The organism is Achromobacter sp. GW823-FHT04E03 (genome assembly GCF_058796095.1).
This window is the reverse complement of record NZ_JBXAIJ010000005.1, coordinates 275,936-290,260: the sequence shown is the minus strand read 5'-3', so window position 1 is coordinate 290,260 and position 14,325 is coordinate 275,936. Positions and strand designations below refer to the sequence as shown.

Annotated in this window: 15 protein-coding genes; 5 read left to right on the top strand and 10 right to left on the bottom strand. The window is 65.7% G+C overall.

The window, feature by feature from the left end:
* On the top strand, positions 1–273 hold a 273-nt coding region (locus AC1RHV_RS28850), incomplete at its 5' end, for a hypothetical protein (protein ID WP_492302442.1).
* Between the two features lie 379 nt (positions 274–652).
* Here AC1RHV_RS28850 and AC1RHV_RS28845 read toward each other — a convergent pair.
* Positions 653–958, bottom strand: coding sequence for a hypothetical protein (locus tag AC1RHV_RS28845; protein ID WP_313387977.1), 306 nt, complete (start codon positions 956–958; stop codon positions 653–655).
* Positions 959–1,078: 120 nt separating this feature from the next.
* Between AC1RHV_RS28845 and AC1RHV_RS28840 the strand changes: the two genes are divergently transcribed.
* Positions 1,079–2,023: a LysR substrate-binding domain-containing protein gene (locus AC1RHV_RS28840; protein ID WP_119450664.1), complete on the top strand. Its 945-nt coding sequence runs from the start codon at positions 1,079–1,081 to the stop codon at positions 2,021–2,023.
* Positions 2,024–2,154: 131 nt separating this feature from the next.
* Here the strand turns inward: AC1RHV_RS28840 and scpC are convergent, their stop codons facing one another.
* Positions 2,155–3,672 (bottom strand): succinyl-CoA:acetate CoA-transferase ScpC, encoded by a 1,518-nt coding sequence (scpC, locus tag AC1RHV_RS28835; protein ID WP_175161532.1) that lies wholly within the window; start codon positions 3,670–3,672, stop codon positions 2,155–2,157.
* A 240-nt stretch (positions 3,673–3,912) separates the two neighbouring features.
* On the opposite strand from scpC, the gene AC1RHV_RS28830 reads away from it, so the two are divergent.
* Both AC1RHV_RS28830 and AC1RHV_RS28825 read left to right on the top strand, forming a co-directional pair.
* Positions 3,913–4,833: a LysR family transcriptional regulator gene (locus tag AC1RHV_RS28830; RefSeq protein ID WP_119450662.1), complete on the top strand. Its 921-nt coding sequence runs from the start codon at positions 3,913–3,915 to the stop codon at positions 4,831–4,833.
* Between the two features lie 233 nt (positions 4,834–5,066).
* Positions 5,067–7,475, top strand: coding sequence for a DUF3772 domain-containing protein (locus tag AC1RHV_RS28825; RefSeq protein ID WP_492302439.1), 2,409 nt, complete (start codon positions 5,067–5,069; stop codon positions 7,473–7,475).
* A 52-nt stretch (positions 7,476–7,527) separates the two neighbouring features.
* On the opposite strand, the gene AC1RHV_RS28820 is transcribed toward AC1RHV_RS28825, so the two are convergent.
* A complete protein-coding gene (locus AC1RHV_RS28820) occupies positions 7,528–8,202 on the bottom strand; it encodes a hypothetical protein (RefSeq protein WP_119450660.1) in 675 nt (224 codons plus the stop codon).
* Positions 8,203–8,246: 44 nt separating this feature from the next.
* On the bottom strand, positions 8,247–8,711 hold the full coding sequence (locus AC1RHV_RS28815; RefSeq protein WP_119450659.1) for a hypothetical protein: 465 nt from the start codon (positions 8,709–8,711) through the stop codon (positions 8,247–8,249).
* A gap of 454 nt (positions 8,712–9,165) precedes the next feature.
* Here AC1RHV_RS28815 and AC1RHV_RS28810 point away from each other — a divergent pair, with 454 nt between their 5' ends.
* Positions 9,166–9,456 carry an antibiotic biosynthesis monooxygenase family protein gene (locus tag AC1RHV_RS28810; protein WP_054457800.1) on the top strand — a complete coding sequence of 97 codons (291 nt, stop codon included), beginning with the start codon at positions 9,166–9,168 and terminating at the stop codon, positions 9,454–9,456.
* A 30-nt stretch (positions 9,457–9,486) separates the two neighbouring features.
* Here the strand turns inward: AC1RHV_RS28810 and AC1RHV_RS28805 are convergent, their stop codons facing one another.
* The 6 genes from AC1RHV_RS28805 to AC1RHV_RS28780 all read right to left on the bottom strand — a co-directional run bounded on the left by AC1RHV_RS28805 (position 9,487) and on the right by AC1RHV_RS28780 (position 14,254).
* A complete protein-coding gene (locus AC1RHV_RS28805; RefSeq protein ID WP_054457801.1) occupies positions 9,487–9,846 on the bottom strand; it encodes a nucleotide pyrophosphohydrolase in 360 nt (119 codons plus the stop codon).
* 8 nt (positions 9,847–9,854) lie between these two features.
* Positions 9,855–10,472 carry a 3'-5' exonuclease gene (locus AC1RHV_RS28800; RefSeq protein WP_492302436.1) on the bottom strand — a complete coding sequence of 206 codons (618 nt, stop codon included), beginning with the start codon at positions 10,470–10,472 and terminating at the stop codon, positions 9,855–9,857.
* Positions 10,473–10,476: 4 nt separating this feature from the next.
* Positions 10,477–10,701 (bottom strand): DUF1653 domain-containing protein, encoded by a 225-nt coding sequence (locus tag AC1RHV_RS28795; RefSeq protein ID WP_054457802.1) that lies wholly within the window; start codon positions 10,699–10,701, stop codon positions 10,477–10,479.
* Between the two features lie 104 nt (positions 10,702–10,805).
* Positions 10,806–12,242, bottom strand: coding sequence for a PAS domain-containing protein (locus AC1RHV_RS28790; protein WP_492302434.1), 1,437 nt, complete (start codon positions 12,240–12,242; stop codon positions 10,806–10,808).
* A 182-nt stretch (positions 12,243–12,424) separates the two neighbouring features.
* Positions 12,425–13,135, bottom strand: coding sequence for a glutathione S-transferase (locus AC1RHV_RS28785; RefSeq protein ID WP_492302432.1), 711 nt, complete (start codon positions 13,133–13,135; stop codon positions 12,425–12,427).
* Positions 13,136–13,198: 63 nt separating this feature from the next.
* Positions 13,199–14,254: a GlxA family transcriptional regulator gene (locus AC1RHV_RS28780; protein ID WP_225590506.1), complete on the bottom strand. Its 1,056-nt coding sequence runs from the start codon at positions 14,252–14,254 to the stop codon at positions 13,199–13,201.
* Positions 14,255–14,325 lie beyond the last annotated feature (71 nt).

The following is a 14,325-nucleotide window of genomic DNA, read 5'->3' as shown; positions in this document are numbered from 1 at the left end:
CAAATTCTGTACTACTTACTGCCTGCTCGCTTCGCTACGCCGCTTTCGCTGGCGCCGCGTTGTTTGCAGCAGAGAAACGAGATTATGAAGAAGTTTTTCTCGCTTGTCAAGTCGGCGTCACATACTGCGTTTCGCTTTCTTGCTTGCGACCTCTTCAGGTCTGCCTCTCTTAGCAGCTATCGAAATATCAGGGTTAACCCTAAGTTTTCGGCAACTGCCAAGCCCAAGACTATAACACGATTTTTGCAGATTGTGCAATTGGCTTTTGCCTAACTTGCTGCAATCCTTGCAATAACCGCAGGGCATTCATTTCTGACTGCTTTGCGGCAGACCTGGCTCGAATCCTCTTGCCCGACCTGTTGTGCTTGCTTGGCTTCGCGGTTCAAAACTGTCCGAACTGCGAAGGAGCGAGACTATAGCACAAGTTTTCTGCGCGTCATGCCGTGCAGCCAAATATTTGTTCCAGATGTCTCCGCGATCTGCCGCGCCCCGCTAGCGGCGCCGCTCTTGCGCCACCCGCATGGCTATATCTAGCTAGAAGACAGGTCATCTCCCTGGCAAGCGCGCGGCCCCGCCTCCTATATATAGTATAGAAGGCGGGGCCGCGGGGGGAGTACCAGGTGGGTCGCCCATCAGGGGCAAAAGGCCCCGGCTACCAGCGCAGGTAGTCCGCGTCGCGCAAGCGCGCCAGGTCGCGCTTGACTGCGGCTTCGTTCATCAGCCATCTGGGTGCGCCCAGATCCTGCAGCATGTGCTCATCCAGATCGGCAGCCAGATGACGCAGGCGCGCTTCATTGCGGCGTTTGCGATAGGCGGCCGCAAGCATCGCGATGAATCCCACGCGGGGCGCCGCCAATTCGGGGGACGGCGCCGTGACGGGCTGGGCGGCGGACTGCTGACGATCCCTGGAAATGGCGGCCAGGGCGGAAGAAGACGGGGTGCAAAGCTGTGCGGACATGATGGGCTCCAGGTGTTTATGCACTTTGGTAAGCGTAGTCGCCCAATACTCGGCTGAAAATCGAATTGTTTTGGGGGTATCGGTAAGCTATGATGACCAATCTCTTACTGGGTCTTCTCCATGCGCCTGCCGCTCAGCACCCTCCCCGCCTTCCGCGCCGTGGCCGAATTGCAGAACCTGCGCGCGGCCGCCGAAAGGCTGCATCTGACCCACAGCGCCGTCAGCCAGCAGATCAAGGTGCTCGAAACCCAACTGGGCTTTCCCCTGTTCGAGCGCAGCGGGCGGGGCATCGTCCTGAATTCCGCTGGCGCCGCGCTCTTGTGCAGTGTGCAGGGCGCCATGGCGCTGCTGGATGAAGGGACGATGGCAGCGTCGGCCGCGGCCTCGGGCAGTGAACAACGCTTGCGTGTGTCGGTGCTGCCTTCTTTCGCGCAACGCTGGCTGTTGCCGCGCATGGCGCGGTGGCGCGAGCGCAATCCGGGCCTGACGCTGGAAATCGAGACCTCGCAGCAAGTGGTGGATCTGCTGCGCGACGGTTTTCATGCCGCGCTGCGTTTTGGGCGCGGCCCCTGGCCGGGTGTGGAATCGGAGACCTTGTTCGACACGCCCCTGCCCCTGATCGTCCTGGCATCGCCGGAAACCGCGGCGGCGCTCCCCGATCATTCGCCGCAGACGCTCGCGCGCCAACCGTTGCTGGGCGAGCGCGAGCTCTGGCAAACCTGGTTCAGCGCCGCAGGGCTGGACACGCCCATCACGCCGGTGGCCTCCTTCAACGATGCCGGCATGATGATGCAGGCCGCCGAGCAGGGCCTGGGCATCACGCTGGGACGCCAACTGCTGGCCGCGGACGCGCTGTGCTCGGGCCGGCTGGTGCAGATTTCCCCGATCAGCATCGAGTACGAACAGGCGCAGACCTATCACCTGGTCTACCGGCCCAGCCTGCGCGACTGGGCGCCGCTGGTGGAACTGAAGCAGTGGCTGCGCGACGAGCTGGAGATGTCGCGCGAAAACCTGAGCGCCCCCAAGTCCGGCCCCGGCAAGAAAGGCCAGGCAAAAAAAAGGTAAAGCAGCCTCCGCTGCTTTACCTCTACCAAATCGCGGCGCCAGCGGAAACCACGGTCCGCAAGCCGGGATGCGCTACGCACGCAAACACCGGCAGGCGCCGTGGCGGCGGCAGTCACACTTTGCGGCGGGCCTCAGGCCACCTTGCGCGCAGCCGGGCTGGCTGGCCGCATCGTATCGGTTTCATTGAAACGCTGGTGCCAGGAAAACGCTTCTTCGAGCAGATGCGGCGTCTGGCCGCCACGCTCGCAGGCTCGGTCGAAATAGTCCTGCAGGGCGTCGCGGTAGGACGGATGCACGCAGTTCCGGATGACCGCGCGCGCGCGTTCACGCGGCGCCAGGCCGCGCAGATCCGCCAGGCCGCATTCCGTGACCAGGACGTCCACGTCATGCTCGGTGTGGTCGACGTGAGACACCATGGGCACCACGCTGGAGATGTCGCCGTTCTTGGCCATGGACTTGGACACGAAGATCGCGAGGTGCGCGTTGCGCGCGAAGTCGCCCGAACCGCCAATACCATTCATCATGTGGGTGCCGCCCACGTGCGTGGAATTGACGTTGCCGTAGATGTCGAACTCCAGCGCCGTGTTGATGGCGATGATGCCCAGACGGCGCACGATCTCGGGCGCGTTGCTGATCTCTTGCGGGCGCAGCACGATGCGCTCGCGGTAGTGCTCCATGTTGGCCAGGATCTTTTCGTACACGGGCTTGGACACCGTGATCGAAGAGGCCGACGCGAATGCAAGCTTGCCCTGGTCCAGCAGTTCGATAGCGCTGTCCTGCAGCACTTCCGAGTACATCGTCAGGTTCTCGAAGCTGGACGACTCGAAGCCGTGCAGCACCGCGTTGGCGATGGTGCCGATGCCCGCCTGCAAGGGCAGCAGCTCGTTAGTCAGGCGACCGGCGTCGACCTCGCGGCGCAGGAAATCATTGATGTGGCCGGCGATGGCATTGGTTTCCTCGTCGGGCGGCAAGGCATTGGACGGGCTGTCCGGCTCTTGCGTGATGACGATGGCGGCGATCTTGGCCGGGTCCACTTCAATGCAGGACTGGCCGATGCGCTGGTCGGGAGAAACCAGGCCGATGGGCTGACGCGCCGGGCGGGCTTCGGGCACGTAGATATCGTGCAGACCCTCGATGGCGGCGGGCACGCCCATGTTCAGCTCGATGATGATGACGTCCGCCTGCTGCGCAAAGGAGGCGGAGTTGCCCACCGACATGGTCGGCACGATGGCGCCGGTCTCGGTGATGGCGGCGGCCTCGATGATGGCCACGTTGATGGGGCCGATATGGCCCGCGCGCAACTGCTCGACGGTTTCGGACAGGTGCTGGTCGATGAAGGCGATTTCACCCTGGTTGATCTTGCGGCGCAGGGTGGTGTCGACCTGGAACGGCATGCGGCGCGCCAGCGCATTGGCCTGCGCCAGCATCTTGTCCGTGTCATGGCCCAGCGACGCGCCGGTGATCAGGGTGATGGAGAACGGTTCGCGCTCGGCGCGGGCCGCCAGCGCCGCCGGCACCGATTTACAGTCGCCCGCGCGGGTGAAGCCGCTCATTCCGACGGTCATGCCGTCCTGTACCAGCGAAGCCGCCTGATCGGCGGAAGTGATCTTGGCGCGCAGCCCAGGGTGGCGGATACGGTCGAGATGCATGGTGTCTCCAGATTCAAGGGCCTACGTGCGGCGGGGCGCGGCATTGCCGCCATGCGCCCAGGCGCCGTCTGACGCGGCGTTTCCCAAGGCTCCCGGGCCGACTCGAGGCGGCCCGGGAACGAATTTTCCGCAGTATAGGAAGGCCGGCTCAAATCTCGTAATGACTTAAAATCATCCAAATAAGTCGCTTTTTTCATCGTTTGAATGTTTTGCGCGCAACGCGCGAGGGAATTCCGGTCCATGGACGTGCGCGCATTGCGGTACTTCGTCGAAACCGTCAGGCACGCCAGCTTCACGCAGGCTGCCAAGACGCTGTTCGTGACGCAGTCGACGGTGAGCAAGATGATCCGCCAGCTGGAAGAAGAGGCCGGCACGCCGCTCTTGATCCGCGACGGCCACACAGCCCGTCCCACCGATACCGGCCGGGTCATGTACCAGCGCGGCCTGCAGGTGCTCGAAACGATGCGCCAACTATCGGAAGAACTGCGCCAGACCGCGGACCTGCGCCGGGGCGCGCTGGAAGTCGGCATCCCGCCCATGATCAACCTGCTGTTCACGCCGGTGGTCAAGCGCTTCCGTGAACTGCATCCGGGCATACACCTGACCCTGCGCGAAGGCACCGGTCAGGCCGTGGAAGGACTGGTGGCGAGCGGGGAACTGGAAGTGGGCGCGACCATACTGCCGATCGCGCCGGACGGCGGCCTGGCCGCCCAGCCCTTCGGCAGCTACCCGATCTGGGTGATCGGCCCGCCCGACGCGCCCTGGGCCGGCAAGACCTCGCTGCCGCTCTCCGCCCTGCGCGACGCGCGCCTCTTGATACCCACGGACGACTTCGCCATGACCCGGCGCTTGCGGCAGGCGTTTGCCGATGCCGGTTTCCAGCCCGGCATCGCGGCCCAGAGCGCGCACTGGGACTTCCTGGTGGCAATGGCTTCGGCGGGCCTGGGCGTGGCGCTACTGCCCGAGCCCCTGATGCAGCGCATGAAAACGCGCGGCTTGAGCACCGCCAAGCTGGCCAAGTCCGGCATGCAATGGGAAGTCGGCCATATCTGGCAGCAGTCCGGCTATCTGTCCTATGCCGCCCGCGCCTGGCTGGAGGTATGCGACGCGGTACTGGGCAAGCCCAAAAAGCGGGCCGCGCCGAGCGTCCGTGCTGTTTGAGTTGAATCCAAACGTTGACCTCGTAAATATGGTTTGCGGACGCCGTGCCCGGCACGCCCTGCCAGCGGCCTTCCGTCACCTATCCGGCCCTATTTCTATCCCTGGTCCGCGCCCGCGCGATAGCCGCCGAGCACGCCAAAACAAATGGGGCCGTAGCGCTCGTTTTTGTTGCAACGAATGAGGCGGCGGCTTGCTATGCTCCCGCCTCGAATGCGAGCGACTCGCCCCAGAACATGACACAGACTTCCATTCCCCTGCGCGCGCGGCCTCACCGCGCCCGCGCGTCGATTTTCACGACGCTGATTGCGGCGCTGCTGCTAGTCCTTTTCCTGCTGCCGGCCCATGCCGCGGCGCCGCCCACGCCCGCCGACACGGAAGCGGCGCTGGCAACCGCGCGCAAACAGATCGACGACATCCGCAAGCGCGTTGCCGACGAGACCGATGACGCCACCCTGGTGAAGCAGCGCGGCGACGCGCTGGACATCCAGTCCAAGGCCGACGCCGCCGCCGAGGGCCTGACGCCCCAGCTGGCCAGCGTGACGGCCCGCTTGAGCGAACTGGGCACGCCGCCCGAAGGCGTCAAGGAAGCGTCCGACGTTGCGGCCCAGCGCATGCAACTGGACAAGACCAGCCGGGCGCTGGATGCGCAGATCAAGCTGGCCAGGCTGCTGTCCGTGGATGCCGGGCAAACGGCCGAACAGATATCGGCGCAGCGGCGCAAGCAGTTCCAGGCGCGCCTGGGCGAGCGACGCGACTCGTTCCTGTCCGACCAATTCTGGACCGAGTTCCGCGAGGAGTTCCCGCGCGACCTCGAACGGCTGGAAGCGCTGCGCGACGACCTCGCTACCGCGGTCGGCCAGACGCCGAAATGGGGCTGGCTGCTATTGGGCGCGGCGATCGCGCTGACGATCGCCCTGCGTATCGCCATCGGCCGGGTCCTGTTGCGGATAACTGCCACGCGCGTGCCGCCGGGGCGCCTACGCCGCTCCTTTCTTGCGGTCACGCATGTGGTCCTGGCCGTCGCCACGCCGGGCGTCGTCGCGCTGTTGATCCATATGGGGCTGGACTGGAATTCGCAACTGAGCGACAACACCTCGTCGTTGCTCGCGAACCTGGTGGGAACGGTCTGCTTCGGCGGCTACGTGTCCGGCCTGGGCTATGCGCTCCTGTCCGCGAACCGGCCGTCGTGGCGCCTGCCGCCCGTCAGCGACATCGTGGCGGCGCGCCTGCGCTGGCTGCCCGCCGTGCTGGGCGTGCTGGTGGTGATGATCTGGCTGGCCGAGCGACTGCCGGTGCTCTTGAACGCGAGCCTGACCACCACCATCACGCTGACCGGCATCGTCGCCGTCCTGACCATGGCGATGCTGGGCGCGGTGCTGGCCATCAGCCGCCGGCTGCGGCGCCAGGCCATGCAAGAAAGCGAGACGCCGATCCCGTTCTGGGTCTCGCTGCTGCTGGGAGCGGTGTGGACCGTGCTGATCCTGAGCCTGGCCAGCCTGCTGGCGGGCTATGTGGCGTTCGGCAGTTTTATGGTCAAGCAGGTGCTGTGGGTGCTGATCGTGCTGGCCTCCGCCTATCTGCTGTCGACGCTGATCGAGGACGGCTTCAGCACGCTGCTGGGCACCTCGCACCGCGACGGCGGCGAGCACGAAGCGCCCAGCATGCGCGACCAGGCCGCCGTGCTGCTGTCGGGCGTGGGCCGCGTGGCGGTCGGCCTGCTGGCCGTGATTCTCCTGGCCGCGCCCTTCGGCGAAGCGCCGATGGACCTGCTGCAGCGCTTCGACCAGCTGCGCAAGGGACTCGCCATCGGCGAAGCGCAGATCCGCCCCGGCGCCGTGCTGCAGGCGCTGCTGGTGCTGGCGCTGTCGCTGCTGGCCGTGAAGATGCTCAAGCGCTGGCTGTCCAACCGCTACCTGCCGACGACCGAGCTGGACCCGGGCATGCAGCTGTCGGCAGCCACGCTGTTCGGCTATGCAGGTTTCGTGATCGCCGTGGCGCTGTCGCTTTCGGCCGCGGGCATCGGCCTGGAACGCGTGGCGTGGATCGCGAGCGCGCTGTCGGTGGGTATCGGTTTTGGCTTGCAGGCGGTCGTGCAGAACTTCGTGTCCGGCCTGATCCTGCTGGCCGAGCGCCCCGTCAAGGTGGGCGACTGGGTGTCGCTAGGCGGCGTCGAGGGCGACATCCTGCGCATCAACGTGCGCGCCACGGAAATCCAGATGGGGGACCGCTCCACGGTGATCGTGCCGAATTCGGAGTTCGTCACCAAAACCGTACGCAATGTGACCCGCTCGAACCCGCTGGGGCTGGTGCAGATCAAGCTGCCTTTGCCGCTCTCCACCGATGCCGAACAGGTGCGCGAATTGATCCTGCAGGCCTTCTCCGACCACGAAGACGTGCTGGACACACCCGCGCCCAACGTCTTCCTGGATGGCATCGAAGGCGGCAATCTGGTCTTCAACGCCAAGGGCTACGTGTCCTCCCCCCGGGCGGCCTACGGCGTGCGCAGCGCCCTGCTGTTCACCCTGCTCAAGCGCCTGCATGACGCGGGCCTGGAAGTATCTTCGCCGCCCACCATGCTGCTGGCGTCGGCCCCCCAGCCGGCGGCGGCTCCCCTCGCCGTACCGCCGCCCACCCAATCCTGAATCATCCCTCCCTTGTCCCGCCCCGCCCCGCCGGGACGAGCGGGCCCCAGCATCAGCCCGGCGTGTACAGATCGGTATAGGTTCGGTTGCGCAGCGGCGGCGACGCCAGCGCGGCGCTCTGCACGCTGCGCACCGGATAGGCTTGCGCCTCGGGCGCAGGAGGCGCGGGCGGCACAGGCCGGTCAGCCAGGACCGGGCCGCCGGCAGGCGGCGCCGCCTGCGCGACCGCATTGCTGTCGAAGCGGTGATCCGCTGTCGTCAACGCGGGATTGGTGCACAGCCCCTGCGCCACCAGCGCCGCCTTGGTGCGATCGTCGGTCTGGCACAGGATGTCGATGGCCGCGGTCTCCAGACGGCGCGAACGGTCCGCATCCCTGGTCGAGGCGGCCGCCTGCATGGTTCGCTCGAAGTTGCGCCGCAGGCTGCACTTCTGGTCCTCGATCGGGATCGCTATGTTCATGCCGAAGCCGACAACGGCGCCGCCTCCGCCCGCCGAAACCATGCAGCTGTCGGACGAGAAAGAACCGTAGAAACTTTGTCCACCCAGCGGCGGCACGCTGCGCAGCGTGCTGGACCCGCTGTTGCTGGAGTTGAGCGTGATGCCCTGATTGTTGCCGGCGTTGGTCGATCCCGAGGATGCCGATGTCGTCGCGCTGGAACTGCTGGTCTGGGCGCTGGCGGACACCGCCGCCAGCGACAGGGAAATGGCAAGCACTATGGTCTTCATGATGTCCCCTCGCCCGGACGGCCGAAGCCGTCCGGATAACTGGGTCAGTGATTGAAACCGCCGACATGGCCCACCGGGCCGATGCCGTGTATCGACCCGAACGCACCCACATTCACCGCATGGAACGAACCCGTCGCCGAAGCGCTGGTGTCAGTCTGGGCAAACGTGGCGCTGCCGTTAGCGATGCTGTCGCCCACCATGATGGGCGCGTTGCCCGAGACATGGCCGTACGAATCGCTATTGGCGTACTGGCGCGTGCTGGTGACCACTTGCGTGCCATCGCGGCTGAAGCTGCCGCCCACTTCCGCAACGCCGCCTGTCATGCCGAACGACACCTGGGTGGATGAACCGTAGCCATTGATCTGGGTGGCGGCCACGGAGCTGCCCGTGGAGATGGATGACGCGGTGCCATTGATTGCGCCCGCGTGACCCGTGATTGAGCCACCAGGGTCCGCATAGGCCGAGACAGCGAACAAGGACAACGCGGCGACTGCCATGAGCTTTTTCATTTCAGCTCCTCCTGCTCCGTGCATGCACGGATTCACGATTACCGGCGACCGACCGGCGCGGACCGTTACCGCTCAGCGCCACGCCTGGACAATGACGAAAGGCGTGGGACTTTCGTATTGGTACGGAATGATTGCTCCGTCCTAGGCAAGTCGATATCGCCTAAACGGGCGACCGAGTCCCGATGGACGACACCAAGCTGTAAAACAATCGGCCAGATTTGCGGCGATCTTGCGCGGCGGCCGTGCGTATGGACGAGGGAATCGGCGCAAGCCACGCGGCGCGCGCGCCCGGGTTCAACTTTATGGATGGGAATGAGGGTGGCCGCCTCGGGCAATTTCCCTAACGCGCACAACGGAAGCGGCAGGGTCCGAAACACGCCCGGCGCGGAAATTTCAGCGATACTACGGCGGCCGGCCGGGCGCTACCCGGCCTCATCTGTTTGGAGACCAGACCATGATCCAGGAGATTGCCAGCATCCATGTCCGCGAAGGACAGGAAGCGCTGTTCGAGGCGGGCGTCGCGCAGGCGAAACCGTTGTTCTTGCGGGCCCGCGGCTGCCACGGCATGGAGCTGTACCGCAGCATCGAACAGCCGCAGCGCTACACGCTGGTCGTGGCTTGGGAAACCGTAGAGAACCACATGGTGGATTTCCGCGAATCCAGCGATTTCCAGGAATGGCGCAAGCTGGTGGCGGGCTTTTTCGTCGAACCGCCCCAGGTGCATCACGAGCAAAAAGTGCTCTGAGGCGGCCAGCCTGGCCGCGCCGCGCGCGAGTCAGGACTGTTCAGGCGGATCGTCGTACTTGCGCGCGCTGCCGCGAAACCGATCCGCCGGATATTTCCGCGCATTCTTGACCATCTTGGCCGCGACCGCGTCGGCGATATCGATGCCGAGCTGGTCCGCCAGGGCCACCAGGTACATCTGCACGTCCGCGATTTCGTCCGCGGCGTCCGCCAGCTTCTCGGGCGGCATCTTGCGCGACTCGGCCTCGCTCAGCCACTGGAACAGGGATACGAGTTCGCCCGCCTCTCCGGCCAGCGCCATCGCCAGGTTCTTGGGCGTATGAAACGGCTGCCACTCCCGCTCTTCGGTAAACCGGCGCACGGCCAGCCGGATATGTTCCAGGTCGGACATCGAAACTCCTAGCCCACGGCCAGGCGGGAGCTTGCCGCCAGCGCCACGGCCACGGTGGTGCGCACGTCTGCCAGCGCGCGGTGGGTGGGATCCGAGGCGCCGACATGGCGCGCCAGGATTTCCAGCTTGTGCGAGGGCAGCTCCGGCCATGCGCGCCGCGCCAGCGCCAGCGTGCAATGGGTCGAGTTGGCGAACGGCAGGCCGGTCTGGTCCGCCGCCGCGCCCAGGAAGCGCCGGTCAAACGAAGCATTATGGAAAAACACCGGCAGGTCTTCCACGAAATCCAGGAAGGAGGAAAACGCCTGCGCCACCGGCACGCCGTCTCGGTCGACTTCCGCCTGCGTAATGCCGGTCAGGCGGCTGATGAAGGACGGCACCGGTCCGCGCGTGCGCACGACCTGCGTGTACTCCCGCTCAAGCGCGCCTGCCGCGCCCACGCGCACCGCCGCGAACTCCAGGATCTCGCAGGTGGCGGTGGACAGGCCGGTGGTTTCCAAGTCGGCGACGATGAACGGGCCGCGCAATGCCTGCAACGCGGCGGCCAGCGCCTCGCTGCCGGCCTTTGCGCCCGTTGCGCGGGCAGGCGCAGCGCCGCTTGCGCGCGGCCGCCGGTAATAGAACGCCACGGCCTTACTCCACCGGCCGCAAGGGCGCGAAGCGGGGCGTGCCGTCGGGCAGCTGACCGAAGAACATATCGGCCGGACGCACCCACAAGCCGCGCTCGTGAGGCCACAAGTGTTCATAGACCACCAGGGACTCCTCGGTTTCGGAGTGGCGGGCGGTGCCCACATAAAGGTAGAGGCCGCCCTTGTAATGGCGGTGCGAGGCGAGAGCCAGTGCTTCGGATTCGGTCATGGTTGGTGGCCGCAAATGGCGCGGCCCGGGCGGAGGGTTCCTGCCCGGGCCTGCGGGTTCAGATCAATACCGTCTTTATAGCGCATCGGCCCGGCGGCGCCGGCTCAGTAGCGCACGTATTGCCGCTCGGCCTGCGGCTGCAGCGGTCCATTGGCGGCCGGCCTGGCCCGCAGAGCGGGGGCCATGGGCCTGACCGCGGCGGTGGGCGGCGCGGCGCGCGCGGGCTCTCCTGCCCGCTGCGTGATGTCCTCGGTGACCTCGCCGAGCCTGGCGGACTGGGCCAGCGACACCTCCACCACCTCCGCCATGATTTCGGTCACGCGGCGCGACGATGCGACGATATCGTCCATGGTCGAGCCTGCCGACTGGACCTGGCGCGCGCCGCTCTCGACCTGCTGCACCGAGGAAGTGATCAGGTCCTTGATCTCCTTGGCCGCCGCCGCGCTGTTCTGCGCCAGGCTGCGGACCTCGGCCGCGACCACGGCGAAGCCCTTGCCGTGCGAGCCGGCGCGCGCGGCCTCGACGGCGGCGTTCAGCGCCAGGATGTTGGTCTGGAAGGCGATGCCGTCCATGACCCCGATGATTTCCGAAATGCGGCGTGAACTCTGGGTGATGCCGCCCATGGTCTGCACCACTTCCTGCACCGTATGGCCGCCCTGCTCGGCCACGCGACAGGCGTCCAACGCCAGCGTATTGGCCTGGCCCGCGCGTTCGGCGTTTTCGGTCAGCCCCTGGACCGCGACACGCAAGGTCTGGGCGGCGGTAAAGCGCCGCGTAATGTCGGTGGCGTACTTGACGACCTTGACCGGCCGGCCCTCGGCATCGAAGATCGGGTTGTAGCTGGCTTCGATCCAGACCTGGCGGCCGCCCTTGCCGATGCGCAGGTACTGCCCTGTGTCATGCTCGCCGTTGCGCAGCCTGCGCCAGAACTCCTTGTATGCCTCGCCGCGCGCCTCCTCGGGCGGGACGAACATGCTGTGATGACGTCCCTGGATTTCGTCCGCGCGATAGCCCACCGCGCCCAGGAACAGATCGTTGGCGCGGATGATGGTGCCGTCGAGTTCGAACTCGATGATGGCCTGGACCTTGGAGATCGCCGCCAACTGGCCTTCCACGTCCGCCTGCCGCTGCTGCTGCGCGGTGATGTCGACGGCGTACTTGACCACTTTGATCAACCGATCGTGGCGGTCGTAGATCGGGTTGTACGAGGCTTGCAGCCAGACGTCGCTGCCATCCTTGCGGATGCGGCGGTAGCGCCCCGCATCGCGGCCCCCCTGCCGCAACCGGTTCCAGAATTCCGCGTAGGCGGCCGATGCGCGCTCCGCCGGGTCGACGAACATGCGGTGGTGCTGCCCCGCGATCTCGTCCAGCGCGTAGCCCATGGTGTCCAGGAAGTTCGAATTCGCCGCCAGCACGTGGCCGTCCAGGTCGAACTCGATGACGGCCTGGGCGTTGTGGATCGCAGCGATCTGCCCGAGCATGTCTGCCTTCTGCATGCCACGGTCCAGGCGTAGCAGTTGGCTGAGAGTGATCCATTTCATCTTGACGTCTCCTGCCCGGCGTCCGGGTGGTTTGATGCCGTTCGACCTATCTGCCGCGAGACAAATGGAAATATTTATCTAACAATTTGCAAATATTTAATCTTAAAAATGAGCGGGTCTCAAGATTTTCAAGACACCCATCAAAAAAATAGGGATTCAGCAACACCAGGGTTTATCCGGACTCAAGCCGCGTCCAATTCGCGATATCGGCGGAAAATCCCCTCCCCGAAAGGCAGGCGCCTGCCGCTGTCGAAGTAGGACTGCAATTCCGCCAGCGCCGCCACGCGCGCATGCAACGCCATGACGTTCGGATAACGCACGGCCAGGGTCGCCATGCGTTTCGGAAAGGCGTAGAGCAGGCCGTCCACGAGATGGAACAACGACAGGTCCACATAGGTCCAGCGCTTGCCGCCCGCCAGCCAGGCCTGCGGCCCGCCCAACACCAGTTCGAAGTAGCCCAGAAATTTGGGCATGCGCTCTTCGCGGAAGCAGCGCGCCCGGCGCGCGGCCTCGGTCTTCTGGTCTTCGTAGTACTCGCTGGCGGATATCGGATGATGCGTGTCGTGCGCTTCGGCCACCATGTCGGCGATGGTGAGCTGAAGCTGGTTCACCCACAGCCGCCCTTCCAGCGAGTCCGGCGCCAGGCCGTGCTTTTCGCCCAGGAACAGCAGGATGTTGGCGGTCTGCCCCAGCGTCATCTTGCCCGCGACCAGATATGGCGGCGCGAACGGCGGATGCTTGCGCGCCGAACTCAGGTCCGCCACCAGCGTGCCTTCGTCCGCGCCGGGCTGGCGTGCGCATTCGCGATACGGAATGCCGCCGGCCTCCAGGGCCAGGCGCACGAACTCGCCGCGTCCGGGGATGCCGTCCCAGTACCAAAGGTCATAGGTCATGTCGTCTCCTTCCGTTGATAAGCCCAAGGGCCTGCCGGCGCCGGAACGAGCCGTGCAGAAGCCTCAGGCGGGAAACACGCTGACTCCGCCGTCGCGGCCTGCGGCCTGCTGATACTGGCGCGGCGACTGGCCGAAATGCGCGCGGAAATCGCGCGAGAAATGCGCGCCATCCGCAAACCCGCAGTCCAGCGCGATCTGCGTGATGCTGCTGGGATTGTTCAAGAGCAGCCAGCTGCCGTATTCCAGCCGCAATTGCCGCTGGAACGCCATCGGCGACATGCCAGTGGCCAGGCGGAAGGCGCGCTCCAGCTGCCTGCGCCCGACGCCGACGTAGCGCGCAATCGCATCCAGCGGCGGCGGGTTGTCGATGCGCTGCTCGATGAAGTGCGCGGCCTGGCGCACGCGCAGATCCTGGATGCCCGACAGGTCCGTGTGGAAATGCGCCTGCGGCACCCGCCCCGGGCGCACGCCTTGCAGCATCATGTGCCGCATCGCCTGCTGGGCCTTGTCACGCCCGCAATGCCGGGCCACCAGGTACAGCCCCAGGTCGATCGCGGCCGTGGAGCCTGCGCAGGAAATCAGGTCGCCTTCATCCACGAACAGCCGGTCCACCACCGCCCGCGTCTGCGGAAAACGTTCGCGAAAGGTGTCCAGCACATTCCAGTGTACGCAGACCGTGCGCGGCCCGATGACGTCGGCCTGCGCCAGCGCGAAGGTGCCGGTGCAGATGCCCAAGAGCCGCACGCGCTGCGCCGCCGCCAGTTGCAGCCAGTCGCGCAGGGGGTCGGGCAGGCGGCCGTTGAAGTAGTCGTTGCCGCCGCAAACCGCTATGTAGTCGAACTGGGCCGGGTCTTCGGGCAGGCCATCGGCCACGTCTATGGTCAGGCCCGCGCTGGAGCAGCGCGGCTTGCCGTCCCAGCTCATGACGCGCCATGCAGTATGGATCTGGCGGCTGCGTCCACCGTGGTCGCCCGCCAGCCGCAACACGTCCACCAATCCGGCAAAGGCGGCCAGCGTGAACTGGTCCAGCAGCACGATACCCACGGTCAGTGCGGGTTTCCCCTGAGGCAGGGCGCTGCACTCACCGTCATAGGAGAAAGACGACGTCGAGGCGGGCATAGCGGTTTCCATGTCGCAATTATTCAAGTTTTTGTCCCAGGCCTTCAAGCTGGTTTTCCCGGGGATCGCCC

Excerpts from the sequence above, each read along its gene's own strand:
- AC1RHV_RS28845 (WP_313387977.1), bottom strand. The coding sequence starts at position 958 with ATGTCCGCACAGCTTTGCACCCCGTCTTCTTCCGCCCTGGCCGCCATT.
- AC1RHV_RS28840 (WP_119450664.1), top strand. The coding sequence starts at position 1,079 with ATGCGCCTGCCGCTCAGCACCCTCCCCGCCTTCCGCGCCGTGGCCGAA.
- scpC (WP_175161532.1), bottom strand. The coding sequence starts at position 3,672 with ATGCATCTCGACCGTATCCGCCACCCTGGGCTGCGCGCCAAGATCACT.
- AC1RHV_RS28830 (WP_119450662.1), top strand. The coding sequence starts at position 3,913 with ATGGACGTGCGCGCATTGCGGTACTTCGTCGAAACCGTCAGGCACGCC.
- AC1RHV_RS28825 (WP_492302439.1), top strand. The coding sequence starts at position 5,067 with ATGACACAGACTTCCATTCCCCTGCGCGCGCGGCCTCACCGCGCCCGC.
- AC1RHV_RS28820 (WP_119450660.1), bottom strand. The coding sequence starts at position 8,202 with ATGAAGACCATAGTGCTTGCCATTTCCCTGTCGCTGGCGGCGGTGTCC.
- AC1RHV_RS28815 (WP_119450659.1), bottom strand. The coding sequence starts at position 8,711 with ATGAAAAAGCTCATGGCAGTCGCCGCGTTGTCCTTGTTCGCTGTCTCG.
- AC1RHV_RS28810 (WP_054457800.1), top strand. The coding sequence starts at position 9,166 with ATGATCCAGGAGATTGCCAGCATCCATGTCCGCGAAGGACAGGAAGCG.
- AC1RHV_RS28805 (WP_054457801.1), bottom strand. The coding sequence starts at position 9,846 with ATGTCCGACCTGGAACATATCCGGCTGGCCGTGCGCCGGTTTACCGAA.
- AC1RHV_RS28795 (WP_054457802.1), bottom strand. The coding sequence starts at position 10,701 with ATGACCGAATCCGAAGCACTGGCTCTCGCCTCGCACCGCCATTACAAG.
- AC1RHV_RS28790 (WP_492302434.1), bottom strand. The coding sequence starts at position 12,242 with ATGAAATGGATCACTCTCAGCCAACTGCTACGCCTGGACCGTGGCATG.
- AC1RHV_RS28785 (WP_492302432.1), bottom strand. The coding sequence starts at position 13,135 with ATGACCTATGACCTTTGGTACTGGGACGGCATCCCCGGACGCGGCGAG.
- AC1RHV_RS28780 (WP_225590506.1), bottom strand. The coding sequence starts at position 14,254 with ATGCCCGCCTCGACGTCGTCTTTCTCCTATGACGGTGAGTGCAGCGCC.